This window comes from Pseudomonas sp. AU11447 (assembly GCF_001672555.2).
Lineage (GTDB): Bacteria > Pseudomonadota > Gammaproteobacteria > Pseudomonadales > Pseudomonadaceae > Pseudomonas > Pseudomonas nitroreducens.
In genome coordinates, this window is the sequence record NZ_LZDG02000017.1 from 419,846 (window position 1) to 446,765 (window position 26,920).

The window sequence follows — 26,920 nt, forward strand, 5'->3', positions numbered from 1 at the left end:
CCCATGAGTAGCCAAGACATCTACGCCCGCTCCGCTACCACCTTGCCGTCGCCCTCGGTGCGGCACGAGGAGGAAGTGGCCAAGCTGATCGACGTGTCCAAGTGCATCGGTTGCAAGGCCTGCCAGGTCGCCTGCTCGGAATGGAACGAGCTGCGCGACGAGGTGGGCCACAACCACGGCACCTACGACAACCCGATCGACCTGACGGACCAGTCCTGGACGGTCATGCGCTTCACCGAGCATGAGAACCCCAACGGCAACCTCGAGTGGCTGATCCGCAAGGACGGCTGCATGCACTGCGAGGAGCCCGGCTGCCTGAAGGCCTGCCCGAGCCCCGGCGCGATCGTGAAGTACGCCAACGGCATCGTCGACTTCAACCAGGACCACTGCATCGGCTGCGGCTATTGCATCACCGGCTGCCCGTTCAACATCCCGCGCATCTCGCAGAAGGACCACAAGGCGTACAAGTGCACCCTGTGTTCCGACCGGGTGGCCGTGGGCATGGAGCCGGCCTGCGTGAAGACCTGCCCGACCGGTGCCATCGTCTTCGGTACCAAGGAGGACATGAAGGAACACGCTGCCGAGCGCATCGTCGACCTGAAGTCCCGTGGCTTCGAGCACGCGGGGCTGTATGACCCCGAAGGCGTCGGCGGCACGCACGTGATGTACGTGCTGCACCATGCCGACCAGCCGTCGCTGTATGCCGGGTTGCCCGACAAACCGGCGATCAGCCCGATGGTCAGCCTGTGGAAAGGCCTGACCAAGCCGCTGGGCCTGCTGGCCATGGCCGGCGTGGTGCTGGCCGGGTTCTTCCACTACACCCGCATCGGCCCCAACCGGGTCGAGGAGGACGAGGAAGACGGCCCCGACCCGCAGGCGCCGGTGCACAAGGTCGACCCTTCGGTGCATGGCTATGACCCGCGCGATCCCCGCTGATCGCCCACGCCGTACAGCTCCCTCTCCCTTCAGGGATTGGGTAGGGGAGAGGGCGCTTGCAAGCTCTCCCAGGAGCCGAGCATGAAAAAAGATATCCAGCGTTACAACGCCAACGAACGGAGCAACCACTGGATGGTGGCCATTCTGTTCTTCCTCGCCGGCCTCTCGGGGCTGGCGCTGTTCCACCCGGCCATGTTCTGGCTGACCAACCTGTTCGGCGGCGGGCCGTGGACGCGCATTCTCCATCCCTTCCTCGGGGTGGCGATGTTCCTGTTCTTCCTCGGCCTGGTGATCCGCTTCGCCCACCACAACCTGGTGGAAAAGCGCGATGTGCAGTGGCTGAAACAATGGCGCGACGTGGTGACCAACCGCGAGGAGAACCTCCCCGAGGTCGGGCGCTACAACGCCGGGCAGAAGCTGCTGTTCTGGACCCTGCTGCTGTGCATGCTGGTGCTGCTGGTGACCGGCTTCGTGATGTGGCGGGCGTACTTCAGCCACTTCTTCGGCATCGACATCATCCGCATCGCCTCGCTGCTGCATGCCTTCGCCGCCTTCGTACTCATCTGCAGCATCCTGGTGCACATCTACGCCGGCATCTGGGTGAAGGGTTCGATGGGCGCCATGCTCTACGGCTGGGTCAGCCGCGGCTGGGCGCGCAAGCACCACGCTGCCTGGCTCAAGGACGTGGACAAGGGCAAGGGCCACTGACCCTCGACGTAATCGCCGGCTGAGGCCAGTGCACCCGCCGGCACGAACCATCCCCTCTCCCTTCAGGGAGAGGGCTAGGGAGAGGGGCTATTCAGGCCCCGCTCCGAACCCAACAAGGAGTCCTGCGTGTCAGGCCGAATTCTCGAACCCGGGCAGATCGAAGCTGCCGCAAACATCCCGCCGCTGTTCAATCTACCGCTCCACGACCTGTTCTCCCGCCGCGCCGCACGCCTGCGCGAACTGGCGCCGGGCAATCCGCTGCAGGGCTACCTGGAGCTGATCGCCGGCGTCTGCGCCGCCCAGCAGGTGCTGCTGGACCGCAAGCTGTTCCTGCCCACGCCGGATGCCGCCGCGCTGGCCCGCAGCCAGGAACACCGCATGCCGCCGCTGGCCTACGAAGTCCTGGTGCGCGAAGGTGCCTGGCTGCCGCTGCTGGATGCTTTCCTCGATGCCTATGAACTCACCGCCAACCCGGCCGTGGTCGAGGCGCTGAAGACACTGCGCAACGCCGACTCCGGCCAGCGCAAGGCCTGGGCGCTGGGCCTGCTCAACGGCCAGTTCGATCTGCTCCCGCCAGCCCTGGTGCCCTTCCTCGGCGCCGTACTGCAGGTCGCCTTCAGCCAGTGGCTGCTGCAACTGCCGGAAGACACCCTGGTGGAAACCGACAGCCAGACCCTCTGCCCGGCCTGCGGCGCACCGCCGGTGGCCGGGATGATCCGCCACCAGGGCAAGCACGCCGGGCTGCGTTACCTGGCCTGCTCGCTGTGCTCCTGCGAATGGCACTACGTGCGCGTGAAGTGCAGCCACTGCGCCGAGAGCAAGGGGCTGGCCTACTACTCATTGCAGCGCGAAGGCGTGGCCAGCGACCAGGCGCCGCTCAAGGCCGAGACCTGCCCCGGCTGCCAGTCTTATCTCAAGCAGTTCTACCTGCAGCACGACAAGCACGCCGAGGCCCAGGCGGACGACCTGGCCAGCCTCGCGCTGGACATCCGCCTCGCCGAGGACGGCTATTTGCGCAGCGCGCCAAACCTGCTGCTGGCGCCGGGTGGCGGTGGCTGAATCTGCTCTTCGTAGGGCGCATAACGCGGCACGCGTTATCCGCCCTACACTGACTCCAGCCATCGACTCCGCATTAAGGTTCGTCCATGACCTCGGTACGCCTGCCTTCCATCGACCGCCTGCTGCGCAGCCCGGCCTGCCAGCCGCTGCAGCAACGCTATGGCCGCGAGGCCCTGCTCAAGACCCTGCGCGACCTGCTCGACGAACTGCGCGAGCCCGCGCGCCACGGCCAGCTCGCTGCCGTCGAACTGGAAGAGACCGTACTTGCCGGCCGCGCCGGCGAACGCCTCGCCGCGCACCATGCCAGCCGCGTGCGCCGAGTGTTCAACCTCACCGGCACCGTGCTGCACACCAACCTCGGCCGAGCACTGTTGCCGGAGGAAGCCATCGAAGCCATCACGATGGCTGCGCGCTACCCGCTCAACCTCGAATTCGATCTCGCCACCGGCAAGCGTGGCGACCGCGACGACCTCATCACCGGGCTGATCCGCGAACTGACCGGCGCCGAGGCCGTCACCGTGGTCAACAACAACGCCGCTGCCGTGTTGCTGGCGCTCAACAGCCTGGGCGCGCGCAAGGAAGGGATCATTTCCCGTGGCGAGCTGATCGAGATCGGCGGCGCCTTCCGCATCCCCGACATCATGTCCCGCGCCGGGGTGAAGCTGGTCGAGGTCGGCACCACCAACCGCACCCACGCCAAGGATTACGAAGCCGTCATCGGCCCGCGCTCCGGGCTGCTGATGCGCGTGCACACCAGCAACTACAGCGTGCAGGGCTTCACTGCCAGCGTGCCGACGCCGCAACTGGCACAGATCGCCCACGCCCATGGCTTGCCGCTGCTGGAGGATCTGGGCAGCGGCACCCTGGTCGACCTCACACGCTGGAGGCTGCCAAAGGAGCCAACCGTGCAGGAAGCCCTGCGCGACGGCGCCGACATCGTCACCTTCAGTGGCGACAAACTGCTCGGCGGCCCGCAGGCCGGGTTGATCCTCGGCAGCAAGGAGCTGATCGGCAGGATCAAGAAGAATCCGCTCAAGCGTGCCTTGCGCGTGGACAAGCTGACGCTCGCCGCGCTGGAGGCCGTGCTCAATCTCTACCGCGACCCCGACCGCCTCGCCGAGCGCCTTACCAGCCTGCGCTTGCTCAGCCGGCCGCAGGCCGATATCCGCACCCAGGCGCAACGACTCGCGCCGGCCTTCGCTGCGCTGCTTGGCGATCGCTGGAGCGTCAGCGCCGTGGATGCCCTGGGCATGATCGGCAGCGGCGCGCAGCCGGTTGCGCGGCTGCCCAGCGCTGCATTGTGCCTGCGACCGAACCAGCCCAAGCGTCAGCGTGGCCGCGCATTGCTCGACCTCGAAGAGCGCCTGCGCTGCCTGCCCATCCCGGTGCTCGGCCGCATCGACGACGACGCGCTGTGGCTCGACCTGCGTCAGCTCGACGACGAGCCCGGCTTCGTCGCGCAACTGCCGATACTGGCCGAGGGCGAGGCGTGATCGTCGGCACCGCCGGGCACATCGACCACGGCAAGACGTCCTTGCTGCGCGCCCTCACCGGCGTCGAAGGCGACCGCCGCCCGGCCGAGCGCGAGCGCGGCATCACCATCGACCTGGGCTATGTCTACGCAGAGCTCGGCGACGGCGCGTTGACCGGCTTTATCGATGTGCCGGGGCACGAGCGCTTCGTCCACAACATGCTCGCCGGCGCCAGCGGCATCGACCTGGTGTTGCTGGTGGTCGCTGCCGACGACGGCGTGATGCCGCAGACCCGCGAACACCTGGCCATTGTCGAACTGCTCGGGATACGCCGCGCTATCGTTGCGCTGACCAAGGCCGACCGCGTGCTGTCCGAGCGGGTGGAGCAGGTCACGGACGATCTGCACGAACTGCTGGCCGCCGGGCCCTTTGCCGGTGCACCGGTCATTGCGGTTTCCAGCGTCAACGGCGAGGGCATCGACATCCTGCGCGACGCTCTTCGCGAGGCGGCCCGCGAGACTCGCGAGCTGGCGGCGAACGGTGGATTCCGCCTGGCGGTGGATCGCGCGTTCAGCGTCAGTGGAGCGGGCATCGTCGTCACCGGAACGGCCTTTGCCGGCAGCGTTCAGGTCGGCGATCAGCTGTTGCTGGGCACTGCCGGCCGCCGCGTTCGCGTGCGTGGCCTGCATGCACAGAACCGCGAAGCGCAGCAGGCCCACGCCGGCCAGCGGGTGGCGGTGAATATCGCCGGCGAGCGGCTGAACCTCGACAAGATCCACCGCGGCGACTGGCTGATCGCCCCGGAGCTTCACGCACCTACCACGCGCATCGATATCGACCTGCAGTTGCTACCCAGCGAAAGCCGTGCCTTTGCACACTGGACGCCAGTGCATGTCCACCTTGGTGCGCAGGACGTCACCGGCCGTGTCGCACTACTGGAAGGCGAGCGGCTGCAGCCTGGCGAACGTGCCTTCGCGCAACTGGTGCTGAATGCACCCAGCCATGCTGTACACGGCGACCACCTGGTGCTGCGTGACCAGTCCGCGCAACGCACCCTTGGCGGCGGCCGCGTGCTCGACCCGTTTGCCCCGGCGCGCAACCGACGCAGCCCGGAGCGCCTGGAACAGTTGCGCGCGCTGCAAGGCGACAGCCTCGAAGGTGCCTTGCCAACCCTGCTGGCGCACGCCGGCAATGGCCTCGATCCGGCGCTCTTGGCGCGCCAGTTCAATCGCCCGCGCGAGGGCTGGCAACTGCCCTCGGCACTGGCCGAGATCAACACGCGGCTTGGCGCTCGGCTGTTCGCCGCCGAGTGCTGGTCCGCGCTGCAGCAGCAACTGCTCGATGCCCTGCAACGCTTTCACGCAGAAGCCCCCGACGAACTCGGCCCCGACCGTGATCGCTTGCGCCGCTACGCTTTCTCTTCGCTGGAGCGGCCGGTCTTCATCGCCCTGCTGGAAAGCCTGCTGGCGACCGGGCAGGTCGCCAGCAGCGGTCCCTGGCTGCACTTGCCGGATCACCGGGTACAACTGGTCGAGGCCGACGAGAAGCTGCGCGAACGCCTCTGGCCATTGTTGCTGGCGAGCTCCTTCGACCCGCCCTGGGTACGCGACCTGGCTCGGGAACTGGGGGAAGAGGAGGCCGACGTGCGCCTGCTGTTGCGCAAGCTCGCTCGCCTGGGCCAACTGCACCAGGTGGTGAAGGACCTGTTCTACCCCGAACAGACCCTGCGCCAACTCGCCGGCCACGCCCTGCAACTGCGCGACGAAGCCGGCATCATCCGTGCCGCCGCCTTCCGCGACCGTATCGGCATCGGCCGCAAACGCTGCATCCAGTTGCTGGAGTACTTCGACCGCATCGGCTTCACCCGGCGCTTCGGCAATGAGCGACGGATCAGGGAGGATTCGGCGCTGGCGCAGGGCACGTCCGACGACAATTCCTGACTATTGGTCGGAAGCGGATTCCGCTGAACAGGAGGGATCGCCTACAGTGAGACGGGTGTATACGAGGTATATACTTTTTCATCACCAGGTAATTCCTCCATGAGCAAAGAAGCCGTATTCACCATGAAGCTCGAACCCGAGTTGCGCGCCGAGTTCATGGCCGCCGCCGAGGCGGCTCATCGCCCTGCGTCTCAGGTCATGCGCGAACTGATGCGGGATTTCATACGCCAGCAGCGCCAGGCTCAGGACTACGACGAGTACCTGCAGGCCAAGGTCGAGGCGGGGCGTGCTTCGATGGCTGTGGGAGACGGGCGTTCGGACGAAGAAGTCGAGGCGGTATTTGCGGCGCTTCGATCAAGGGCAACCGAGCGTAAATGAAGGTCTTCTGGACGCGGGATGCCCAGCAGGATCGTCTCGATATCTGGGAATACCTTGCCTCCGAAAACCCAGGCGCTGCCGCGCAGATGGACATCCTTTTCAGCACTACCGCCGCCAGGCTCAGGAGCTTCCCGATGATGGGCAAGCCCGGCCGAATTCCCGGCACGCGTGAGCTGATTCCCCATGAGAGCTACCGGCTCGTCTATCAGATCGAGGCCGACGGTCTGTGGGTTCTCGCACTGGTGCACACATCCAGGATGTGGCCTCCATTGAGCGAGGATCGACGCCATCAACAGTGAGCCGCGCGGTTAGCGCCAATGCTTGTTTGGTACCGCCGAAGAGGCCTTCTGAACACTCTATCCCCGCGTCCTTCGATAGCCTTGTTCTCTTGCGGGAAGTGGGCCCAATGCATTCCTGGCTGATTCGGCGGTTCATCACCGACAGCTGACTGCCGTCTTGCCGGACATGGGCAAGCGTTAGCGTGATGGCAAAACCTGATCCACCCGTTGCACGAGGTAGTCATAGAACGGGTTGGACGTCACGCGCTGGAACAGGTCCAGCCCGACGATCAGTACGCCCCGTTCACCGCGGGGCGTGAGGGTGCCCAGGTGGATACCGAAGTCTTCCGATTGGTCCGGGTGCTGGCCATACAGCGCATCGTTGGGCGGGAAGGGCAACGCCACGTGGGACAGGGAGAACAGGTCCGGCGGGTAGCTCGCCGCCAGCGCCTGACTCTCATGTTGCTGGCTGTGGGCTGGGGTGTGCAGGGCTGAGGCCTGGCTGGACCGAGGGCTGTTGGAGATTACCGTCACGTCGTAGTTGCGCTGGCGCTCCGGCAGCAGGCGGTCGCTCAGCGTGGCCATTTCCGGGCGCAGTAGCGGGCCGTAGTTCAGCGAGCGGTTAAGGTCGAACAGCACGAGTTCGCTACCGTTGTCCGGCAGGCGGTCGTACAGGTTGCTGATTACCGCGGGGGTGCTGACGGTGCTGTCGGCCAGGGACTGGAAAGTGAGGATCGGTGGCAGGCGAGTGAGGCTACCGCTGCGATTGGCGCCCTCCAGGCTACGTTGTACGGCGTCGGTCAGCTCCACCGTCTGGCGCGCTGCGGCGATGGGGAAGGAGTTGTATTTGAAGGGGTTGAACTCCGGCAGTACGTTGAGCCACGCCGCCTTGGCGAAAGCCGGCAACAGCGCGGGCAAACCGGCGAACCCGGCGAACTGGGCGTAACGGGTGACGCCGATCATCGGCGAGATCAGCACCAGTTGCTTCGGCATGGCCAGGCTCGCGTCGTCCAGCGCATCCAGGCTGTACTTCATCGCCAGCGCGCCACCGTTGGAGAAGCCCACCATCAGCAGCGGTGCGCCCTTGGGCCATTGCGCTGAGGCCTCGCGCACGGCCAGTCGGGTGGCGGCCATCCAGTCTTCCCAGTCCGCATCGGTCAGCCCGGCGGGCACCGTGCCGTGGCCCGGCATGCGAATCGCGATGACCACGAAACCCTGCTGCCGTAGGTGCTCGCCCAGGTGGCGCAGGCTATAGGGCGAATCGGTCAGCCCGTGCAGCAGCACTGCAGCGCCGCGCACTTCTCCGGCGGGACGCATCTCGTAGGAACGGTTCCAGTCGGTGGCGAAGTGGCCGGGGTAGACCTCGCTCTTATCGAAATAGCGGTTGTAGGCCACCCGCTCGAAGGGCTGCAGGCTGGCCGCCATTTCCTTGTGCATGGCCTGCATGAGCCTGTCTTCGGCGGCCAGGTAACCGGTCCAGTCCAGGTGGTCGATTTCGTTGCTGTGCAGGTCGTTCGGTACCCAGGTATGCCAGGGCTCCAGCGGCGGGATGTCGCGCAGCGCCGCGACCCGCAGCCCCAGCGCCAGTACGGCGATGGCGAGGATGACGATGACTACCCAGAGCAGTGCCCTGGTGAGCTTGGTGTTCAGCATGGAGTTCCCTTGTCAGCGTGCGGGACAAGCATAGAGCCCCAGGCGCCACAAAGTCCGCCAGTGGCTCAAATGGCTGCGATCGCCTCGGCATAAGCGGAGTTGCCGATGCCCACCTGGGCCCAGACGGGGCGCGTCTCGTTGCCCTGGCGGTCGTATTGTTCGTCCGCATCCCATAACGTGATGATCTGGCCGGGGAACAGGTATTCACTGTCGGTGAATTCGTGGGCGCCGGAGTCATCCGTCGAGGCGATCAACGAGAACAGCTCGCCCGCCGACAGCGAAAACACATCCACACCCTGGTAGCGAGCGAGGTATCGCTCGTTCTGGGAGATACCGATGAACCAGACCAGCCCTTGCTCATCGCATTCGGCCTGGATCGCCGCCTGGCAGAAGTAGTCCGTTGGCCCGTTGGAGGATTCCAGCGGGAAACCGGCGGCAGCCAGCGCGTCGCGCGCCATGGCTCGCGTGTCGCCCAGACAGACCGGACCGATGCCCTGGTGCGGGGAAATCTCAAGGATGGGTAGAGTGGGCTTCATGCCGTTGTAGCTCCCTGGGTTACTGCTAGCGAGGTTAGAGCACGGGCAGCCAGATTGCCGTCTTTTTCTGGCCAATCAATAGCAATTTGATTGTACTTGGCCATATTTGTATGCAGGGCTATCGGGAATGGCGTCACGTTCCAGCCAGCGCTGCGGCATCACTGCGCTGGCATCCTGCGTGGCAACAATGGCAACATCCGGGCTCCCGCTTTCGTCGCTGCATTCGCGCAGCCGGCTTCTGACCAGGGAAGGCAATCACGCCCGGTGGCGTGGCCGGGCTTCAAACCCGGTGGGGGACGGCAGCCGTTCCTGGGTGAGTTCGACTCTCACTGCCTTCCGCCAATTCCCCCGTCTACAGCCCGCGTGGCTCTAAGTTTCCGGCTCAGCCAGGGAAGTCCCTTCGACGTCGGTATCGAAGTACGCTCAGTGCGGTTCGCCCTCGCCAGCCTGCATCCAGGGTGGGGTGTCGTTCATGCCGTGCAGCACGCGCCACACGTCGATGTGATCGTCGCGCTCGACGTAGAACACCAGGTAGGGATAGCGCTTGAGCGGCCAGCAATGCAGCCCCGGCAAATCCAGCTCATGGGCATAGCGGGATGAACCGCTGGCAGGGTGACGGGCTATATGGGCGTATGCCTTTTCCAGGGCATCGACAAACCCCAGAGCAGCCTGTTCGGCGTCTTCGCTGAGGTAGTAATCGGCAGCTGCTTCAACGTCCTGATTGGCGAGTACACGCGGAATGACCGGCTTCGCCTTCATCCGCGAGCCTTGCGCACTCGAGTGCGGAGCGATTCGAAGTAATCACTGTCGGCAGGTGCCGCAGGCATCGACTCGGCTCCGGCGATCAGCAGGCCCCGCAGGCGCTGACGGTCCTGATCCTTGCGAATCAGCTCGCGCACGTATTCGCTGCTGGTGCCGTAACCCCGCTGGCTGACCTGCTCATCGACAAAGCTCTTGAGCGTATCCGGCAGGGAAATGTTCATCGTGCTCATGGGACCAGTCTCTCTGGAATGGCAAAATTTGCCAAAACATACTAGCACTCGTGATCCTCCCCGGTATGGAGCAGGTGACGAAAGTCCCTGATCCGCTCCGGCGTCAGCACATCCAGGAGGTGGCCCGGTGCGCATGGTCATGTTGAGCAAGGCGTGGCCGAGCACCCGCTGCAAGGTCAGGATGTTCCCGCCACTCATCATGGAATGGCTCGCGAGGGTGTGGTGCAGCACGTGGGTTTTCTGACCCGGCGGCAGCTTCGCGCCAGACATCTTTACCGTGAAGTCGAAGCGGTCCCGGTTGGAGAGCGGCCCGTACTCCTGGAGGTGGTCGTGAATGCGCTGGAAGAAGCGCGTACCGGTAGTTCAGCAGCCAGAGCTGCCGGAGGAGTTCGGTCCTCTCGGCCATCGGAATCCCGATGATCCATCGGCGCACGCACTTGTCCCGCTTGCCGAGGCCCGCGTGATTGCTTACCTCTCAGGGCGTGAAAGTCGCCTTATGCAATCAGGACCTTCCATGCTTGCGCCGCCGCCACTCATCCACCACCGCACCCATGTCCGCTGGCGCGCCGCTGCGTATCCAGGCCATGAAGGCGCGGTCGAAATGGAAGTCGACGCCGCAGTGCTCGGTCATGAAGCGGCGGACGTTCTGGGTGTTGCGATAGTGGGTATCCAGCGGGGTCTGCCGGGTGATCGGGTCGCTGTGCCAGTCGAAGGCCATGGCGTCCATTCCTGTGCCTTGGGGGAACTGCCGTTATAGCGCACTCGGCAGCCGCGGGCGCGGTCTGCCGAGGTGTTGCGGCGTCACTGGCCCCACATCATCCGCTGTTGCTGCGCCGAATAATCGTCGCTTTGCAGGCGCACGCGGGTGGGCTGGCGTTCGAGGTTGTCTTCGCCGAAGGATTCGCGCACGGGCGATTCGATGGCACCGAAGTGGTTGTAGTGCGGGGCGTCGGCGCAGCCGACCAGGGTGAAGCAGGCGAAGGTGACCACGGAGAGCTTGAGCATGGGACTTCCTCCTGAGGGGGAGCCCCGAGCTTCGGCCGACTGGATTAACGGCGGATTAACGCAGGCTGTCCGGCCCCTGGATTTCGCCGCCGTGGGCTGCGTCGCCGTCGCGGTGGTGCTCCGGCGGGTTGAGCGCGCGCCCCAGTATCTGCGCGACGACCTCGTCCTTGCCTTCGGTGTAGGCGTCGCGGTCGGTGGGGAAGCGCTGTGCCAGGTCGTGTTTCACCTGCGCGTAGAGTCGGGCGTCGTCGGGGTGGGTGCGCAGCCAGTCGCGGAACAGCAGTCGGCGCGAGGCTTCGTTCAGTTCCATGACGTGGACATGATGGGTGCGCCCGCTGCCCAGCGGCGGCATGCCTTTGACGAAGAACAGTCGCGAGGTGTCGGGATTCTCCGCCCAGTACTGGTAACCCAGCCCTTGCAGCGGTGCGATGAGCCGGTGCGGATCGCTGCCCGGCGGCGGCAGCAGGAGGATGTCGATGATCGGCTTGGCATCCAGTCCTGGCACGGCGGTGCTGCCGATGTGCTCGATGCCCAGGCCGGGGAGCTCGACCTGCTGGGCGATGGCGGCGGCTTCCTCGGCGAATCGTTGTGGCCAATGGGGATCGGCTGCAACGACTTCGATGCGGTCGTCTTCGGCGTTGCTCCAGCGCTGGCCGTCGAATTCGGGGGCTTGCGGGCTCATGTGGAAACTCCGGCGATAGCGGCGGGAGGGCGAGGATTGGAGGCAGCTCGGGCGGTTGGAGTTCCGAGCAAGTCCGGCAGGAGCATTCCAGGGACGCGATCATGTGGGAGACGCTCGTGGGGCGCGCTCATTGCACCGGAAAATCGAAGTAGGTCTTCGGGTAGGGCTCGGCCTTCAGGGTGTAGTGCCACCACTCTGCGCCGTAAGGCTCGAAGCCGTGGCGCAGCATGGCCTGGCGCAGGGTTTCGCGGTTGCGCGTCTGCTGCACGCTGACCAGCGCGGTGCCGTGATGGGAGATGGGCCCGAAGAAGTCGAACGGGCTGCCCATGTCCAGTTCTTCCCCGGAGCTGGAGTCCACCAGCGTGAGGTCGACGGTGCTGCCGCGCGAGTGGCCGGAGTGCTTGGCGATGTAGCCGTCGCGGAACAGTGCAGGCTTGTCCAGCGCGGGGTAATAGTGGGCCTTTTGGCGAATGTCCTGCGGGTCGGCGGCCCAGCGGCGGAACTCATCCACTGCGCGCTGCGGGCGATAGCCATCGAAGATCTTCAGTGCCAGGCCGCTCAGGGCGACGTCCTTCTCCACCGCCGCCAATGCGCTGGCTGCTTCGCGGGTCAGGATGATCCGCGCCTTCTGGTAGCCGTCGATGGGCTCGCCGACGAAGTTGTCGGCGCCGGCGTAGCGTACCTCATAGCGCGCGGATTTCAGTACCTGGTCGAGATAGACGAAGCCGTCCTGCGCGGGCTGGTCGGCGTAAAGCGCCGGGCTGGCGAGCAGGCAGAGCAGCAGTGCGAGGCATCTGCCTGCCTTGCTCATGGGCGCAGCGCCTGGACCCCGTCGTCGTCCGGGTCGAAATTGTCCAGGTACATACGCTGCTCGAAGGCTTTCAGCGCGGCCTCGCCGTGCAGGAAACGGCCACGGGCGCTGGCCCAGTCGTCGGGCTTCAGGCGCACCATCCAGCCCTCGCCGTAGCAGTCCTGGTTGATCAGGCCGGGGCGGCGCACCACGGCTTCGTTGCTGGCGATGACGGTGCCATCGAGCGGACTGCGCGCCGAGGAAGCAGCCTTGGCGAACTCCACCACGCCGAAGCTGCGGTCGCAATCGATGTGCCAGCCATCGCGCTTGGGGGTGAAGGCGAAGATCTGCCCGTAGATCGCACAGCCGTAGGCCGTGAGGCCGAGGGTGACGGCGCCGCTTTCTTCCTCGCGCAGCCAGAGGTTGTACTCGGGGGCATAGAGCAACTGATCAGGGAATTCGAGGCCGTGCAGCTTCACAGGGTCAGTACCCGGTCATATTCGAGGATCATGCGCGCCATCTCGCCGCCGCTGGCGATCTCGTCGACCTCTTCTATCAGTCGGCTCTCGTCGATGCTGATGCCCGGTGCGCGGCACATCAGCAGGCGCGCGCCGGCTTCCTTGGCCTGCTGGATGAAATGGCTGATGGGCTCGCCACCCTCCGCGGCATAAAGGTGATCGGCGATGTCCTGGAAGGCCAGGCGCGTGCCTTCGCCACTGAGGAACAGGGTGACCTGCGCGTCCATGCAGGCCAGCAGCGTGGCGGTGTAGAAGGGCGCGGCGCAGCGCGCCGGGGTACTCGGGCCGCTGCTGACGATGATCAGCACCCGCTGGACTTCAGGCATGGACAAGGGATTTCTCCAGTTGGACCAGGGCGACGCGCCGGCCTTGCGGGTCGGCGCGCTCGACGATGCCCTGCGGCCGGTAGCCCAGGCGTGCGTAGAGCAGCAGGCCGGCGGCGTTGGCATTGAAGCAGGACACTTTCATGACCTGCGCCTTGTACTGGTCGCGGGCGAGATTCTCCATGACCTCGATCAGGTACTGCGCGACGCCGTGACGCCGCGCCGATGGCGCCACCATCATGTTGCCCAGGGCGCAGAAATCGCCCGGCTGCCATTGGTAGAAATTGGCGAAGCCCGCAACGCGATCATCCAGCAGCGCGACCGTGCTGCCACGCCGCTCGGCCATGGCGGCAGCGAGCTGGCCGACGGTCAGTGGCCAGCTCGCCTTGGGGTAGCAGTAGAAAAGCTCATCGGCGTCCTGGGGGAATTCCACCACTTGCCCAAGGTCGTCGGCGAGGGCGGGTCGATGCTGCAGGGCGGGCTGGCTCACGGGGTCTCCTGTCAGTGCGGAGGGTACTGGGCGATGATCTTCTGCACCGTCTCGCGGATTGCCGCTTCCCGCTCGGCGGGCGTCGGTGGGCTGCTGCGCATGATCTGCTCGCCGCTGCCGCGCCAGACCAGCTTGCCGTCCTTGCCGTCGAGCATGTCGACCTGGATGGTGGCGACCTTGTAGGTCACGCTGCGGGTCTCGGCCATGGGCGGCGGGCCCCAGTAGCCACCCCAGTAACCGCCCCAGTAGCCGCCGGTGTAGGTGGTCACCTGGTCCTGGCGCTGGTCGACGATCAGGTAGGCGCGGATCTTCACATCGCCCGGGTTGCCGTCCTGGGCCTTGCGCAGGCCGCGCTGGTCGAACTGGTCGGCTATCGCGTCGCTGATGCGTTGCTCGGTAAGGTCGCTCTTGATGCGTGGGTCATCCGGGCGGTACTCGAACGCCGGCTGCGCCCAGCTCCAGGTCTGGTAGCGCGCGAAGTCGCGGGTGGTGTCGTAATCGCGGCTGACACTGGTGGTTTCGCAGGCGGCGAGGCCGAGCAGCAGGCCCCCGAGCATAAAGCGGCAGAGCAGACGGCGGATCATGGTCGCAGTTCTCCAGTCAGAGATTTCCATCCAAGCGCAAGGCACGGGGAATGGCAAGCACGGAATGTTCAGCGTCTGCGACGGCCCTTCCCGTTGCTAGAGTCGCTGCTTGTCTTTGATCTGGAGAAGGTCATGAAACAGAAGTGGCTGGGCGCTGCATTGGGGCTGGCAGTACTGACGGGATGCAGCCTGGACGGCATACGGCCGACATTGCAGGCACCGCAGGTGGTGGCGCACCGGGGCGGCACGGCGGATGCTCCGGAGAACACCTTGCTGGCGATTCGTCGGGCGCTGGAAAACCACAGTGAGGGGCTCTGGCTGTCGGTGCAGGTGTCTGCCGATGGTGTGGCGGTGCTGTACCGGCCAGCGGACCTGTCGGCGCTGACCGATGCGCAGGGTGCGGTCGCCTCGAAGACGCTGGAGCAACTGCGCGCGGTGAATGCGGGCTATCAGTTCAAGGACGCCGCTGGCGCTTATCCGTATCGCACGGCCCCTCAACCGATCCCGACGCTGGCCGAGGCGCTGCGAACGATCCCGGCGCAGGTTCCGTTATTCCTCGATATCAAGGCGCGACCGGTGGCCGACGTCATCGATGCGGTCGCGCGGACGCTGGATCAGGAGCGGGCCTGGGCGCGGGTGCGCTTCTACTCCACCGAGCGCGATGCCAGCGACTACCTGGCGCAGCACTATGCTGGCCGCGCACTGAATTTCGAAAGCCGCGAAGCGACGCGCAATCGACTGGTCGACCTGGCGCTGGGCGGGCGTTGTGCTCCGCCGGCCGCAGGCGCCTGGATGGGCATTGAACTGGACCGCGAGCTGACGGTGACGGAACAGTTCACCCTCGGTTCGTCGTCCCATCCGGTGAAGCCGGCTCGGTTGTGGACTCCAGAGGCGATGGCGTGCGTGCGACGAGCCGGGGGAACCACGGTGATGATGTTCGGCATCAATTCGGCGGCGGCTTATCGGACGGCCCGCGATCTGGGCGCCGATGCGGTGATGGTCGATTCGCCGGCTAGCGTTCCCGACTATCGGCGCGCCGCGGCTCAGCCCGGCGGGTAACCGTCCATGGCCTTGCGCGCGGCTTCGCGCAGCGCGCGGGCCTGGTCGGTCTGGCTGCTGCCGTCTTCGTACTCGGCGCTGCCGCTCCATACCTGCTGGCGACTGTGCGCATCGAAGAGTGCGATGCGCACCACGCTGACGGTGACCACGTAGGTGCGGGTGACCGGGTAGGAGGCGCCGTAGCCGCCATACCACGGGTCGTTCCAGCGGCCGTAGCCGCCGTAGTAGCCGCCGTTGTAGTAGTCGGTGGTCTGGCGGGTGCGCTGCTCGCTGGAAAGATGGGCGCTGACGGTCAGGTCCGCCGGCGCATTCGTGCGAGCCGGGCGCAGGCCGCGCTGGTCCAGCGCCTCACTGACGGCATCCTGCAGCGGGCCGCCGAAGCCGGTGCCGTCCATCCAGCTCCATGAGCGGAAGCGCCCGTAGTCCAGCGGCGGCGCGGGATAACTGCCTGGATCGAGGCTTGGATTGGCCGCCTGCGTGGGTGCCGGTGGCATCGGCAGCGAGGTGGCGGTGTAGGGGTTCTGGCCCTGGCAGGCGGCGAGGGCGGCGAACAGTGGCAGGACCAGCAGATGACGCGGCATGACAGACTCCCGCACGCTCACTTCGATTGGCGTGCGCAGTGGCAACTATGCACCTAATCCTGCGGCCGGCACAGCCAGTGCAGGTAGCGGCCGAGGCCGGCGAAGGCAGGATGTCGACGGTATTGCAGCTCCATTTCCACCAGGTCCAGCGGCTCGGCCTTGTGCTGGAACTCCACCGGCATGTAGTCGTGGAACACCCGCACGCCGCTGCGCGCCTCGATGCTCCATTGACCGGCCATGGCGGCCTCCAGTACGCGCGGATCGAGCGGTTCCTGCGGGGTCAGGCTTTGGCCCTCGCCGGCGAAGCGGTTCTTGCGCAGCTTGCGGAAATGCCCCTTGAGCAGGTTGCGGTAGATCAGCGCATCACGGTTGTAGAAGGCCAGGGACAGCCAGCCATCGGCGCGGGTCAGTTGGTGCAGCACGGGAAGTATGGCCAGCGGCTCGGCCAGCCATTCCAGCACGGCGTGGCAGATCACCAGGTCGTAGGGCTCGTTGAGCTGGCCGAGCAGGTCCTGCCAGGGCGCCTCGATGAAGGTGGCGTTCAGACCTGCTTCCTCGAAACGCTGGCGCGCGGCCACGAGCATCGGTGCGGCCGGTTCGGCGAGGGTGACTTCATGGCCGCGCCCGGCCAGCCACAGCGACATGTGGCCCAGGCCCGCGCCGATGTCGAGTGCCCGCAGCGGGCGATCGGGCAAGGCTTCGGCCAGGTCGGCCTGGAGCACGGCGAGGCGGATGGCACCCTTGGCACCGCCGTAGATCTTCTCGGCAAAGCGTGTAGCCAGTTCGTCGAAGTGACGGTCGCCGGTCTTCGGGGATTCGCTCACTTGGCGCCTCCTTCGATGAAGCGCCGTTCGCTGTCGGCCAGCTTGGCGAGTACCGCCTGGTTCATATCGATGCCCAGTTCTGCGCACATCAGTAGCAGGTAGAGCACGATATCGCCGACCTCCTGGCCGGCGTGGGCGAGTTTCTCCGGTGGCAACTGGCGCGATTCGTCCTCGCGCAGCCACTGGAAGATTTCCACCAGTTCGGCCATTTCCACGCTGGCCGCCATGGCCAGGTTCTTCGGGCTGTGGAAGCGACTCCAGTCATTGTGGTCGCGGATGGCGTGCAGGCGTGCGGTGATGGCTTCGAGGTTCATTGCAGATGGGGCTCCAGCGTCAGCCCCATAGCTTCAAGCCTGGCGCTTCAAACGTCCAGCGGGCCCCAGCTGCCAGCCATGTGCGGCAGGTCGTCCTTGCCGCGCAGGCTGAATTGCCCGACAGGCGCGGGCTCGCTGGCCAGCAGAGTGACGGACGAGGGCAGCAGGACGGGCTTCTGGAAGCGCACATCGACCCGATAACCGGCGGCCGGCAGGCGCTCGCCCAGGGCAGCCAGGCTGCGCGCCTTGTTCCACAGGCCGTGGGCGATGGCGCGAGGAAAGCCGAACAGTTTTGCGCTGGCAGCCGACAGGTGGATCGGGTTGTAGTCACCGGCGACGCGAGCGTAACGCCGGCCGATGTCCGCTGGGCAGTTCCACGCGTCGATCTGCTGCAAAGGCAGCTCGGCCTCTTCGTGGCGCGCCGCTGGCGTGCCGTCCAGGCGCATGCCGCGGAACAGGATGCGGCTGTCGCCTTCCCAGAGCAGGCCGAGCTGGTCGTGCAGCTGGGTGATGATGCTGAAGGTCACGCCTTTCTCGTGGGGCTGCAGGTCCGCCACCCGCACGCTGACGTTGAAGGGGCCCAGCCCGCCCAGCGGCCGCAACACGCTGATACGGTTTTCCAGGTGTACCAGGCCCAGCAGCGGGAACGGGAAGCTCGCGTCGGTGAGCAGGCCCATCTGCAGGCCAAAGGCGAGGATGTGCGGATAGGTAGGCGGCAACAGGTGGTTGTCGGTGAAACCGCAGACCTTGCGGTAGCGCTCCAGGTGCTTCGGATCGACCGTGACCGGGCAGCGCACGCCGCGGGTTGGCAGGCTGCGGCCACGCACGCCGCGGCGCAGCGCAGCGCGAACGAACAGGCCGGTGAGGGCGGGTGGGGCGGACAGGTCGAGCCAATCGCGGGACATCGGGTATCTCCTGAGGGGCATTCATTCAGCTTAGCCAGTGCTCGGCCCCAGGCATTGGCCGTGGCAACGCGGCACGCGGCAGGCAAGTCAATCTGACCCGCCATTGCCTGGATATTTCCCTCAACCTGCTTCCTGATTCTCTTGAGAGGCGATAAGAAAGCTGCCTAAGATGGGCCCGCCCCATGGATAACTAGAAAAAACACCATGCGTGATCTGACCGACGATGTGGCGCTGATGCGCCCGGTGATCGACGCCCTGCGCGCCAGCGGCACCGACCCCGACCGTGTGCTGGCCCGCGTCGGCCTGCCCGCCGGCAGCCTGCCTGCCGGACGATTCCCCCACAGCGCTCAGAACCTGTTCTGGAAAGCCGCCGCTGAAGAATGCGGCGAGGAGCATGTCGGCCTCTATCTGGCCGGACACCTGCCCGCATTCCATGGCTTGCTGCTGGAATACCTGTTCCTGTCCAGCGCGACGTTCGGCGAAGGGCTGCGCCATGCCCTGCGCTACGTGCGCCTGCTCTCCGACACCCTCAACGCGCGCCTGGAAGTGGAGGGCGAGAAGGCCGTGCTGCTGCTCGGCCACAGCGCCGGGACCAACCGGCACTTTCCCGAAATGCTGGCCGGTGCGGTCGTGCGCCTGTTCCATGCCCTCACCGAAGGTGACTTCAAGCCCCACGAAGTGCAGCTGATGCATGCGGAAGGCGCGCCGGCCGGGCGTTACCGTGAAGTCTACGGCTGCCCCGCCGTGCTGGGGGCCGAGCGTTATGCCCTGATCTTCGACGCCGCCGTGCTGGACAAGCCCTCGCGCCATGCCGCCCCCGAGTTGCTGCGCATGCACGAGTCGCTGGCTCGCCGGCAACTGGCGGAAGTGGAACGCTTGGACCTGGTGCGCAAGGTACGCGAGCTGATCGGCGTGCTGCTGGTGGATGGCGGCGCAACGCTGGAACAGGTCGCCGCGCGGCTGGACATGCCGGCCCGCCGCCTGCGCGAGCGCCTGGCCATGGCGGGAGTGCGCTTCAATGACCTGGTGACCGACTACCGCTGTCGCCTGGCCAAGGAGCTGCTGCTCAAGACCGACGAGCGCATCGAGGTGATCGTCGAGCGGACCGGCTTTTCCGAGCCGAGCACCTTCTACCGTGCCTTCAAGCGCTGGGTCGGCGAGACCCCCGTGGAGTTCCGCCGCCGCGGCCGCCCGCAACCGCCGGCGGAGTGATCGAACCCTTTCGAGCCCGCCTGTGGATAGGCTTTGCCGGTCAGTCCCACCTTGGAATCACCGATGCAAAGCCGAATCCGCCAAGCCTTCCTGCTGTCTGCCGCTCTGTTGTCCGCGCCCTGCGCCTTCGCGGGAGAAATGGGCGAAACGGCATTCTCCCGCCTGGATGCCAACGGCGACGGTTACATCGAGGCCAGCGACATGGCGCCGATGCGCGTGCGCATGTTCCACCGGCTGGACCGTAATCAGGACGGATTGCTGACCCGCGAGGAAGTGACGCCGCCGAATCCCAGCGTGCAGGTCTCGCCCAATGCCATCGCCTGGCCGGACCATGACGGTGACGGCAAGGTCAGCCAGGCGGAGTTCATGACCCAGGAGCCGGCGTTGATCGTGCGTGCGGACCGCGATGGCGACCACCGGGTGAGCGCGAAGGAGTTTCGCGAGTTGATCGCGGCGCGACATTGATCGGCCGGCGCGACAGATGACCGGCTTGAAGGCCGGATCGAGAGCATGGCGGGGGCAGGGGAGAGAGGCTTTATGTAGGGCGAATAACGCGCCAGCGTTATCCGCCATTTAAGGGGCCGGCGGATAACCTGTTCCAGGTTATGCGCCCTACGGCCTGTGGCGTAGTTCGTAGGATGGGTGGAGCCCAAGCGATACCCATGCTGTTGCAGGGATTGATGGGTATCGCTTCGCTCCACGCCATCCTACAGATGGAGTCAATTGGAACGGATCAGGCGCCCAGCAGGCTCTGCCCGCAGACCCGCAGTACCTGGCCGCTCACTGCGCCAGAACCCGGCTGGGCGAACCAGGCCACGGCCTCGGCGACGTCCTGCGGCAGGCCGCCCTGGCCCATGGAGTTCATCCGTCGGCCGGCCTCGCGGATGGTCAACGGGATGGCAGCGGTCATCTGGGTTTCGATGAAGCCCGGCGCCACCGCGTTGATGCTGATGCCCTTCTTGCCCAGCGCCGGCGCCCAGGCCTGCGCCAGGCCGATCAGGCCGGCCTTGCTCACCGCGTAGTTGGTCTGGCCCATGTTGCCGGCGATGCCGCTGATGGAGGCGAGCAGCACCACGCGGCCATCGTCATGCAGTTTGTTCGCGTCCAGCAGGGCCTGGGTCAGCACCTGCGGTGCCTTGAGGTTCACCTCGATCACCGAATTCCAGAACGCTTCGCTCATCTTGGCGACGGTCTTGTCGCGGGTGATGCCGGCGTTGTGCACCACGATATCGACGCCATCGGGCAGTGCCGCCACCAGTTGCTCTCCGGCATCAGCGGCGCAGATATCCAGCGCCACGCCACGGCCACCCAGGCGCGCGGCGAGGGCGTCGAGCGCGTCCTTGGCCGGTGGTACATCCAGCAGCACCACCTCGGCGCCGTCACGGGCCAGGGTCTCGGCAATGGCGGCACCGATACCGCGAGCGGCGCCGGTCACCAGTGCGCGCTTGCCCACCAGCGGGCGGCTCCAGTCCTGCACCTGCTTGTCGTAGGCAGACAGGCGCACGACCTGTCCGGAGACATACGCGCTCTTGGGCGAAAGGAAGAAGCGCAATGCACCTTCGAGCTGGTCCTCGGCGCCCTTGCCGACATACACCAGCTGCACGTTGCCGCCGCGGCGGATTTCCTTGCCGAGCGAGCGGCTGAAGCCTTCGAGGCTGCGCTGCACGCTGGCGGCGATGGGGTCTTTGATCGATTCCGGCGCGCGGCCGAGGATCACCACGTGCGGGCATTTATCCAGGCCCTTGAGCGCGCCCTGGAAGAAGGTGCGCAATTCGATCGTCTGCTCGAAACGGGTCAGGCCGCTGGCATCGAAGACGATGGCCTTGAGCTTGGGGCCGTGCTCGGCGGTCCAGCGCGGCAGGCCGTACTGGCCGTCGCTGAAGGCGAAGATCGAATCGGTCAGGCGCTCGGCGAAGGGCAGCACGGCATCGTTCAGGTTGCCCTCGCCACCGAGCAGCAGCGCCCCGTCCACCGGCCGCGTGCGCCCGGCGCTCCAGCGCTCCAGGCGAACCGGCGCAGGCAGGCCGAGGGCGCCGACCAGGCGGCGGCCGACGTTGGAGTTGGCGAAGGCAATGTAGCGATCGGTCATGGAACGGGCTCCTGAACGGATTCTCTAAAGTGCTGACCACTCTACGCAGGCAGGGGTTCGACGCAATTGACCGCGCTGACCTGCGCAACGGCGGGGCGGCCAATGCGACACAAGCGGCTAAGGTTAGCCTTGACCGCACTTTAACGCTCATCCATCCAGGAGCTCTGCATGACCCAATTGCGCCGGGTCGCCATCGTCGGCGGCAACCGTATTCCCTTCGCCCGCTCCAACACCGTGTACGCCACGGCGAGCAACCAGGAGATGCTGACCTCCGCGCTGGACGGCCTGATCGAGCGCTACAAGCTGCACGGCGAGCGCCTGGGCGAGGTGGTCGCCGGCGCAGTGCTCAAGCATTCGCGCGACTTCAACCTGACCCGCGAATGCGTGCTGGGCACGCGCCTGGCGCCGGAAACCCCGGCCTATGACATCCAGCAGGCCTGCGGTACCGGCCTGGAAGCGGCGATTCTCGTGGCCAACAAGATCGCCCTCGGGCAGATCGACTGCGGCATCGCCGGCGGCGTGGACACCACCTCCGATGCTCCCATCGGCGTCAACGAAGGGCTGCGCAAGATCCTGCTGGAAGCCAACCGCGGCAAGTCCAACGGTGAGAAGATCAAAAGCCTGCTGAAAATCCGCCCGCGCCACCTGATGCCGCACATTCCGAAGAACGGCGAGCCGCGCACCGGGCTGTCGATGGGCGAACACTGCGAGCTGATGGCGCAGACCTGGGCCATCCCGCGCGACGAGCAGGACAAGCTGGCCTACGAGAGCCACCACAAGCTCGCCGCCGCCTACGAGGAGGGCTGGCAGAACGACCTGATGACGCCGTTCCGCGGCCTGGTGCGTGACCAGAACCTGCGCCCGGACATCAACCTGGAAAAGATCGGTACCCTCAAGCCGGTATTCGAGAAGGGCCCGCGCGGCACCCTGACGGCCGCCAACTCCACGCCGCTGACCGATGGCGCTTCCGTGGTGCTGCTGGCCAGCGAGGAGTGGGCGAAGGCGCGTGGCCTGCCGATCCTGGCGTACTTCAAGGATGGCGAAGCAGCGGCGGTGGACTTCGTCGGCGGCCACGAAGGCCTGCTGATGGCGCCGGTTTACGCAGTGCCGCGCCTGCTGGCGCGCAACGGCCTGACCCTGCAGGACTTCGACTTCTATGAAATCCATGAAGCCTTCGCGGCCCAGGTGCTGTGCACCCTCAAGGCCTGGGAAGACGCGGACTACTGCAAGGAACGCCTGGGGCTGGACGCGCCGCTGGGTTCCATCGACCGCAGCAAGCTCAACGTGAAGGGCAGTTCGCTGGCAGCCGGCCACCCGTTTGCCGCCACTGGCGGGCGCATCGTCGCCAACCTGGCCAAGCTGCTGGATGCCGCCGGCAAGGGGCGCGGGCTGATCTCGATCTGCGCCGCGGGCGGCCAGGGTGTGACCGCGATCATCGAACGGTAATCCAATACAACGGGGCGGCCCTCTTCGCCGCCCCGCGATGTAGCAACTCCGTGACTTCAGGCGGCACCGCGCGAGCGGCGCCGCCTTTTTTTATCCTACGAAGAGCAGAGCGTAGGGCGGATAACCTGGAACAGGTTATCCGCCGATAGGGGAGTGGCGGATAACGCTGGCGCGTTATGCGCCCTACGAAACTGCGAGGGGGCTGTAGGAGCGAGCTTGCTCGCGAACACCGGTTACGCCGAAGTTTGGGTTGTTCGCGAGCAAGTTCGCTCCTACAGAAGGTCGGCGAGCGGGGCCTCGCCAGGTCGCTTCCGTAGCAGAGAGTCTTCCCCCTGCAATTCCCTTCTAGAAAGGTCCTCAGCCACCCTGCAACATCCCCGGATGGATTCGCCGGGAGAAGGGCGTGGAGAGCACCAGGGAAGTCTTGCTGGTGCCGAACTGGGCGAGGCGGTCGATCAGCTCTTCCAGTTCCTGGGTGCAGCTCACCGCTACCTTGAGCATCACGCAGGCTTCGCCGGTGATGCGGTAGCAGTCGATGATCTGCGGGATTTCCAGCAGCGGGTCGAGCATGGTCTTGCTGCGATGGTCGTTCAGGCGCATCTCGATCAGGCACTGGATCGAACGGCCCATCTTCGACAGGTCTACGCTGGCGTGGTAGCCGGTGATCACGCCTTCGGCTTCCAGGCGCGCCACGCGGTCGGCCACGGCGGGAGGTGAGAGGTTGATGCGTCGGGCCAGTTCGGCGAAGGACAGGCGGCCGTCTTCCAGCAGGGCGGCGAGCAGGGCGCGGTCGTATTTGTCCATCAGTCTTGCCTCGGCATTCGGGTTAAAACAGATTCAACGGGAAATGACCGGAAAATCCATCGATTGAAAAGTGTTACGCCGCTATTGGCGTTGTCTGTGCCTTATCCGTGGGTGTATGCCTGCATAAAATGAATCGCCCCACCCGCCTTGTCGAGCCCCTTTCATGACCACCCTGCCCATGCCCAGAGCCCGCGTCTCCCTGACCCTGATCGCCGCGTTTTTCGCCCTCTATTTCATCTGGGGCTCGACCTACCTGGTCATCCGCATTGGTGTCGAATCCTGGCCGCCGATGCTGATGGCCGGCTGCCGCTTCATCATCGCCGGGGCGATCCTGTTCGCCTGGATGCTCTGGCGCGGTGCGCCGCTGCCGAGCCTCAAGCAGTGCTTGTCGGCGGGCGCCATTGGCATCCTGCTGCTCAGCTGCGGCAATGGCGGGGTGACGGTGGCCGAGCACTGGGGAGTGGCTTCGGGTGTGGCGGCGTTGGCCGTGGCAACCGTGCCGCTGTTCACCCAGGTGTTCGGACGCTTCTTCGGCAACAGGACCAACGCGCTGGAGTGGGCCGGCATCGCCCTGGGCCTGTTCGGCATCGTGCTGCTCAACCTCGGCTCGAACCTGCAGGGCAGCCCGGCGGGCGCGGCGTTGATCATCTTTGCGGCAGCCACCTGGGCCTTCGGCTCGGTGTGGAGCCGGCGCCTGGACCTGCCCGCCGGCGCCATGGCCAGCGCGGTGGAGATGCTGGTGGGTGGCGGCGTGCTGCTGCTGGGCAGCCTGCTCAGCGGCGAGCGCCTGGAGCAGATGCCCACCGCCGCCGGCTGGGGCGCGCTGGCCTACCTGGTGGTCTTCGGCTCGATCATCGCCTTCAGCGCCTACATGTACCTGCTGGCCAATGTGCGCCCGGCGGCGGCGACCAGTTACGCCTACGTCAACCCGGCGGTGGCGGTGATGCTCGGCGTGGTATTCGCCGGCGAGCACATCGGCCTGGCGGAATCCCTGGCGATGGCGGTGATCATCAGCGCGGTGGTCTTGATCGGCCTGCCGCAGTGGCGACGCGGCCCCGCGAACTGATCCGGGAACGCAAAGCGCCCGCCCACAGGAGACTGTCGGCGGGCGCTGTGTTTTTCGGCGCCGGTCAGATCACGAAGAAGCCGTGGGTGCCGTCGCGGCCCAGTTGCTCGACCAGACCGAACTCCCAGTCCAGATAGCCCTGCATGGCTTCACGCGGGTTGTCGGTGCCTTCGTACGGGCGGCGGTAGCGATCGATGCGCGGTGCCGCCAGGCGGCTTTCGCCTTCCTCGGTGGGCAGGCCGGCGGCGACCCAGGCGCCGGTGCCGCCATCGAGCAGGAACACCGGCTTGTTGCTCAGGGCTTCCACTTCCGCCACGGCGAAGCGCGCCAGCAGGCTGCTGCCGCAGGTGAGCACATAGCGCTCGGCATTACCCAGCTGCGCCACTGCCTGCTTCAGCTGGCTGCGCAGGGCCCAGGCGGCGCCGGGGATGTGGCGCTTCACGTAGTTGGCGCTGGCGGTGAAGTCGAGCACGGCGGTGCCCGGTTCGCGCAGCCAGTCGGCCAGGGTCTGCGGGCTGATGGTCTCGGCCTGAGGCTTGGGCGGCAGCGGTGCATTCCACGCGCCCTGTTCGCTGAAGTCGGCGGCAGACAGCCCATCCAGCACTGCCACCTGCCAGCCCATCTGGGCCAGCCAGGAGGCGCTCATGTTGGCGCGCACGCCGTCGTCGTCCACCAGCACCAGACGCGCACCGCGCACGCTGGCGACGTGGTCGGTTTCCTGCACCAACTGGCCGCCGGGAGTCGAGCGCGAACCCGGCAGGTGGCCGGCTTCGTATTCTTCCGGCGTGCGCACGTCGAACAGGTAGGTGGTGCGCTCGGTTTCGCCCTGCCATTGGCGCAGGCCGGCCAGGTCGATACGCGCGACGTTTGCGCGGTCAGCCACGGCGCGGGCGCGCTGGGCGGCGGATTCGCGAGTAGTGGCGGAAACCTCGTCGAAGCGCCGTGCCTGCCCGTGTTCCAGCTGCTGGCCGGCCAGGGTCCAGCCGATGGTGCCGTTGCGCAGCGCCGACACAGGGTTGGGGATGCCGGCGTTCACCAGCGACTGGGTGCCGATGATGCTGCGGGTGCGCCCGGCGCAGTTGACGATGACGCGGGTGGCCGGGTTCGGCGCCAACTCGGCGACGCGCAGCACCAGTTCGGCGCCCGGCACGCTGACGCCGCTGGGGATGCTCATGGTCTGGTATTCGTCGAAGCGGCGGGCGTCGAGCACCACCACGTCGGCCTGGGCGTCGAGCAGCGCCTTCACTTCCTCGGCGGCCAGCGACGGGGTGTGGCGCTCGGCCTCCACCAGTTCGCCGAACGACTTGCTCGGCACGTTCACGTCCTTGAACAGCTCGCCACCGGCCTCGCGCCAGCCGGCGAGCCCGCCGTCGAGAATCGCCACGTCGCTGTAGCCCAGCGCCAGCAGGCGCTGCGCGGCGATCTGCGCCAGGCCTTCGCCGTCGTCATAAACGGTGACCGGCGTATCGCGGCGCGGCACGCGGGCGTAGATCTCCAGCTCCAGCTTGGACAGCGGCACGTTGGCGGCGAACAGCGGGTGTTCCTGGGCGAATGGGTCTTCCTCGCGCACGTCCAGCAATGCCAACTCCTGGCGGGCGAGGAGGGCGGCGCGGATATCGTGGAAGGAACGACGGATGATCTGGCTCATGCAGGGTTCTCTTTCGACAGGTCCCAGATATTGGGCAACTGGCTGTTGGAATAGCCGGAGATGAAGGGTTTCTCTTCACCTTCGGCGCTGAAGACGGCACGCCGCACCGCGCCAATGTTGGCGCCGTAGACGTGGATGCTGATGGAGGGTTGGTCGGCGAAGGCATTGCTGACCTGGTGGATGTCGCCGATACGGGGTGACACCGCCTCCACTTCGCCCGGCTCCAGGCGATGTGGCTCGCCCACGGGTTGCAGGCTGCCATCGGCGGCGAAGGCGAACGGCTGCGAATACTCGGCGCCGCGCAGCATGCCGATCAGGCCCCAGACGCGGTGGTCGTGCACTGGCGTGCGCTGGCCCGGGCCCCAGACGAAGCTGACCACCGAGAAGCGCTGCCGCGAATCGGCGTGCAGCAGGTACTGCTGGTAGCGCTGCGGGTCGGGGCGGGCGTAGTCCTCGGGCAGCCAGTCGTCATGGCGCACCAGTTCGGCGAGCAACGGGCGGGCTTCGGCGAGCAGCGCGGCTTCGTCGGGAGCGGTGTCGATCAGGGCTGCCAGATCGCCGATGAACTGGCGCAGGCGGTCGAGGCGAAGGGGAGCTGACATGCGGGGGATTCACTCCGGAAGGTTCT

32 protein-coding genes and 1 tRNA gene are annotated in these 26,920 nt (G+C 66.3%); 13 read left to right on the forward strand and 20 right to left on the reverse strand.

The features are described 5' to 3' along the window. Positions 1-3 precede the first annotated feature (3 nt). The 7 genes from fdxH to A6723_RS02595 all read left to right on the forward strand — a co-directional run bounded on the left by fdxH (position 4) and on the right by A6723_RS02595 (position 6,792). A complete protein-coding gene (gene fdxH, locus A6723_RS02565) occupies positions 4-936 on the forward strand; it encodes a formate dehydrogenase subunit beta (RefSeq protein ID WP_054906462.1) in 933 nt (310 codons plus the stop codon). 81 nt (positions 937-1,017) lie between these two features. Further along, on the forward strand, positions 1,018-1,644 hold the full coding sequence (locus A6723_RS02570) for a formate dehydrogenase subunit gamma (protein WP_054906463.1): 627 nt from the start codon (positions 1,018-1,020) through the stop codon (positions 1,642-1,644). Between the two features lie 126 nt (positions 1,645-1,770). Further along, a complete protein-coding gene (fdhE, locus tag A6723_RS02575; protein ID WP_054906464.1) occupies positions 1,771-2,703 on the forward strand; it encodes a formate dehydrogenase accessory protein FdhE in 933 nt (310 codons plus the stop codon). Positions 2,704-2,789: 86 nt separating this feature from the next. Next, positions 2,790-4,196: an L-seryl-tRNA(Sec) selenium transferase gene (gene selA / locus A6723_RS02580; RefSeq protein WP_054906465.1), complete on the forward strand. Its 1,407-nt coding sequence runs from the start codon at positions 2,790-2,792 to the stop codon at positions 4,194-4,196. After that, entirely contained in the window at positions 4,193-6,115 is a 1,923-nt protein-coding gene (gene selB / locus A6723_RS02585) for a selenocysteine-specific translation elongation factor (protein WP_054906466.1), read from the forward strand. Before selA ends, selB begins: the two co-directional genes overlap by 4 nt. Positions 6,116-6,214: 99 nt before the next feature. Continuing rightward, on the forward strand, positions 6,215-6,493 hold the full coding sequence (locus A6723_RS02590; protein WP_024766185.1) for a hypothetical protein: 279 nt from the start codon (positions 6,215-6,217) through the stop codon (positions 6,491-6,493). Beyond that, complete coding sequence (locus A6723_RS02595; protein ID WP_054906467.1) at positions 6,490-6,792, forward strand: type II toxin-antitoxin system mRNA interferase toxin, RelE/StbE family; 303 nt, start codon at positions 6,490-6,492, stop codon at positions 6,790-6,792. Before A6723_RS02590 ends, A6723_RS02595 begins: the two co-directional genes overlap by 4 nt. A 177-nt stretch (positions 6,793-6,969) precedes the next feature. Here the strand turns inward: A6723_RS02595 and A6723_RS02600 are convergent, their stop codons facing one another. Both A6723_RS02600 and A6723_RS02605 read right to left on the reverse strand, forming a co-directional pair. Next, positions 6,970-8,424, reverse strand: coding sequence for a carboxylesterase (locus tag A6723_RS02600; protein ID WP_054906468.1), 1,455 nt, complete (start codon positions 8,422-8,424; stop codon positions 6,970-6,972). A gap of 65 nt (positions 8,425-8,489) precedes the next feature. After that, complete coding sequence (locus A6723_RS02605; RefSeq protein ID WP_054906469.1) at positions 8,490-8,960, reverse strand: hypothetical protein; 471 nt, start codon at positions 8,958-8,960, stop codon at positions 8,490-8,492. A gap of 246 nt (positions 8,961-9,206) precedes the next feature. On the opposite strand from A6723_RS02605, the gene A6723_RS02610 reads away from it, so the two are divergent. Continuing rightward, positions 9,207-9,302, forward strand: a tRNA-Sec gene (locus A6723_RS02610). An 81-nt stretch (positions 9,303-9,383) separates the two neighbouring features. Here A6723_RS02610 and A6723_RS02615 read toward each other — a convergent pair. The 10 genes from A6723_RS02615 to A6723_RS02660 all read right to left on the reverse strand — a co-directional run bounded on the left by A6723_RS02615 (position 9,384) and on the right by A6723_RS02660 (position 14,344). Beyond that, a complete protein-coding gene (locus tag A6723_RS02615) occupies positions 9,384-9,719 on the reverse strand; it encodes a type II toxin-antitoxin system RelE/ParE family toxin (RefSeq protein ID WP_054906470.1) in 336 nt (111 codons plus the stop codon). Continuing rightward, on the reverse strand, positions 9,716-9,952 hold the full coding sequence (locus A6723_RS02620) for a type II toxin-antitoxin system ParD family antitoxin (RefSeq protein ID WP_015479019.1): 237 nt from the start codon (positions 9,950-9,952) through the stop codon (positions 9,716-9,718). Before A6723_RS02620 ends, A6723_RS02615 begins: the two co-directional genes overlap by 4 nt. 502 nt (positions 9,953-10,454) lie before the next feature. After that, positions 10,455-10,670, reverse strand: a complete 216-nt coding sequence (locus A6723_RS02625; RefSeq protein ID WP_054906471.1) for a DUF6434 domain-containing protein — start codon at positions 10,668-10,670, stop codon at positions 10,455-10,457. A gap of 83 nt (positions 10,671-10,753) precedes the next feature. Next, complete coding sequence (locus tag A6723_RS02630) at positions 10,754-10,957, reverse strand: hypothetical protein (RefSeq protein WP_024766191.1); 204 nt, start codon at positions 10,955-10,957, stop codon at positions 10,754-10,756. Between the two features lie 55 nt (positions 10,958-11,012). Beyond that, positions 11,013-11,639: a GrpB family protein gene (locus A6723_RS02635; RefSeq protein ID WP_054906472.1), complete on the reverse strand. Its 627-nt coding sequence runs from the start codon at positions 11,637-11,639 to the stop codon at positions 11,013-11,015. Positions 11,640-11,766: 127 nt separating this feature from the next. Then, the gene (locus tag A6723_RS02640; protein ID WP_054906473.1) at positions 11,767-12,450 is read right to left on the reverse strand and encodes a M15 family metallopeptidase; all 684 of its coding nucleotides are present in this window, start codon (positions 12,448-12,450) and stop codon (positions 11,767-11,769) included. Then, a complete protein-coding gene (locus A6723_RS02645; RefSeq protein ID WP_054906474.1) occupies positions 12,447-12,908 on the reverse strand; it encodes a glycine cleavage system protein H in 462 nt (153 codons plus the stop codon). The genes A6723_RS02640 and A6723_RS02645 overlap by 4 nt, the downstream gene beginning before the upstream one ends. Next, complete coding sequence (locus tag A6723_RS02650; RefSeq protein ID WP_054906475.1) at positions 12,905-13,273, reverse strand: DsrE family protein; 369 nt, start codon at positions 13,271-13,273, stop codon at positions 12,905-12,907. The genes A6723_RS02645 and A6723_RS02650 overlap by 4 nt, the downstream gene beginning before the upstream one ends. Next, complete coding sequence (locus A6723_RS02655) at positions 13,266-13,760, reverse strand: GNAT family N-acetyltransferase (RefSeq protein ID WP_054906476.1); 495 nt, start codon at positions 13,758-13,760, stop codon at positions 13,266-13,268. Before A6723_RS02655 ends, A6723_RS02650 begins: the two co-directional genes overlap by 8 nt. An 11-nt stretch (positions 13,761-13,771) precedes the next feature. Then, positions 13,772-14,344 (reverse strand): DUF4136 domain-containing protein, encoded by a 573-nt coding sequence (locus A6723_RS02660; RefSeq protein ID WP_054906477.1) that lies wholly within the window; start codon positions 14,342-14,344, stop codon positions 13,772-13,774. Between the two features lie 132 nt (positions 14,345-14,476). On the opposite strand from A6723_RS02660, the gene A6723_RS02665 reads away from it, so the two are divergent. Then, entirely contained in the window at positions 14,477-15,403 is a 927-nt protein-coding gene (locus A6723_RS02665; protein ID WP_054906478.1) for a glycerophosphodiester phosphodiesterase family protein, read from the forward strand. On the opposite strand, the gene A6723_RS02670 is transcribed toward A6723_RS02665, so the two are convergent. The 4 genes from A6723_RS02670 to A6723_RS02685 are packed head-to-tail and all read right to left on the reverse strand — an operon-like array spanning position 15,388 to position 18,027. After that, complete coding sequence (locus A6723_RS02670) at positions 15,388-15,984, reverse strand: DUF4136 domain-containing protein (RefSeq protein ID WP_054906479.1); 597 nt, start codon at positions 15,982-15,984, stop codon at positions 15,388-15,390. The two genes, A6723_RS02665 and A6723_RS02670, sit on opposite strands and share 16 nt — an antisense overlap. Positions 15,985-16,037: 53 nt before the next feature. Continuing rightward, positions 16,038-16,808, reverse strand: coding sequence for a methyltransferase (locus A6723_RS02675; protein ID WP_054906480.1), 771 nt, complete (start codon positions 16,806-16,808; stop codon positions 16,038-16,040). Then, positions 16,805-17,122, reverse strand: coding sequence for a nucleotide pyrophosphohydrolase (locus tag A6723_RS02680; RefSeq protein ID WP_024766201.1), 318 nt, complete (start codon positions 17,120-17,122; stop codon positions 16,805-16,807). Before A6723_RS02680 ends, A6723_RS02675 begins: the two co-directional genes overlap by 4 nt. Before the next feature lie 47 nt (positions 17,123-17,169). Further along, positions 17,170-18,027: a MaoC family dehydratase gene (locus tag A6723_RS02685; RefSeq protein WP_054906481.1), complete on the reverse strand. Its 858-nt coding sequence runs from the start codon at positions 18,025-18,027 to the stop codon at positions 17,170-17,172. Positions 18,028-18,231: 204 nt separating this feature from the next. Here A6723_RS02685 and A6723_RS02690 point away from each other — a divergent pair, with 204 nt between their 5' ends. After that, positions 18,232-19,239 (forward strand): AraC family transcriptional regulator, encoded by a 1,008-nt coding sequence (locus A6723_RS02690; protein WP_054906482.1) that lies wholly within the window; start codon positions 18,232-18,234, stop codon positions 19,237-19,239. A gap of 63 nt (positions 19,240-19,302) precedes the next feature. Next, positions 19,303-19,704, forward strand: coding sequence for an EF-hand domain-containing protein (locus tag A6723_RS02695; RefSeq protein WP_054906483.1), 402 nt, complete (start codon positions 19,303-19,305; stop codon positions 19,702-19,704). 268 nt (positions 19,705-19,972) lie between these two features. On the opposite strand, the gene A6723_RS02700 is transcribed toward A6723_RS02695, so the two are convergent. Continuing rightward, complete coding sequence (locus A6723_RS02700) at positions 19,973-21,328, reverse strand: 3-oxoacyl-ACP reductase (RefSeq protein WP_054906484.1); 1,356 nt, start codon at positions 21,326-21,328, stop codon at positions 19,973-19,975. A gap of 168 nt (positions 21,329-21,496) precedes the next feature. On the opposite strand from A6723_RS02700, the gene A6723_RS02705 reads away from it, so the two are divergent. Continuing rightward, positions 21,497-22,774 (forward strand): acetyl-CoA C-acetyltransferase, encoded by a 1,278-nt coding sequence (locus tag A6723_RS02705; RefSeq protein ID WP_054906485.1) that lies wholly within the window; start codon positions 21,497-21,499, stop codon positions 22,772-22,774. A 357-nt stretch (positions 22,775-23,131) separates the two neighbouring features. Here A6723_RS02705 and A6723_RS02710 read toward each other — a convergent pair whose 3' ends face one another. Then, on the reverse strand, positions 23,132-23,578 hold the full coding sequence (locus tag A6723_RS02710) for an Lrp/AsnC family transcriptional regulator (protein WP_054906486.1): 447 nt from the start codon (positions 23,576-23,578) through the stop codon (positions 23,132-23,134). Between the two features lie 178 nt (positions 23,579-23,756). On the opposite strand from A6723_RS02710, the gene yedA reads away from it, so the two are divergent. Continuing rightward, a complete protein-coding gene (yedA, locus tag A6723_RS02715; protein ID WP_054906525.1) occupies positions 23,757-24,644 on the forward strand; it encodes a drug/metabolite exporter YedA in 888 nt (295 codons plus the stop codon). A gap of 64 nt (positions 24,645-24,708) precedes the next feature. On the opposite strand, the gene A6723_RS02720 is transcribed toward yedA, so the two are convergent. Both A6723_RS02720 and A6723_RS02725 read right to left on the reverse strand, forming a co-directional pair. After that, positions 24,709-26,292 (reverse strand): rhodanese-related sulfurtransferase, encoded by a 1,584-nt coding sequence (locus A6723_RS02720; protein WP_054906487.1) that lies wholly within the window; start codon positions 26,290-26,292, stop codon positions 24,709-24,711. Further along, complete coding sequence (locus tag A6723_RS02725) at positions 26,289-26,894, reverse strand: 3-mercaptopropionate dioxygenase (protein WP_054906488.1); 606 nt, start codon at positions 26,892-26,894, stop codon at positions 26,289-26,291. Before A6723_RS02725 ends, A6723_RS02720 begins: the two co-directional genes overlap by 4 nt. Positions 26,895-26,920 lie beyond the last annotated feature (26 nt).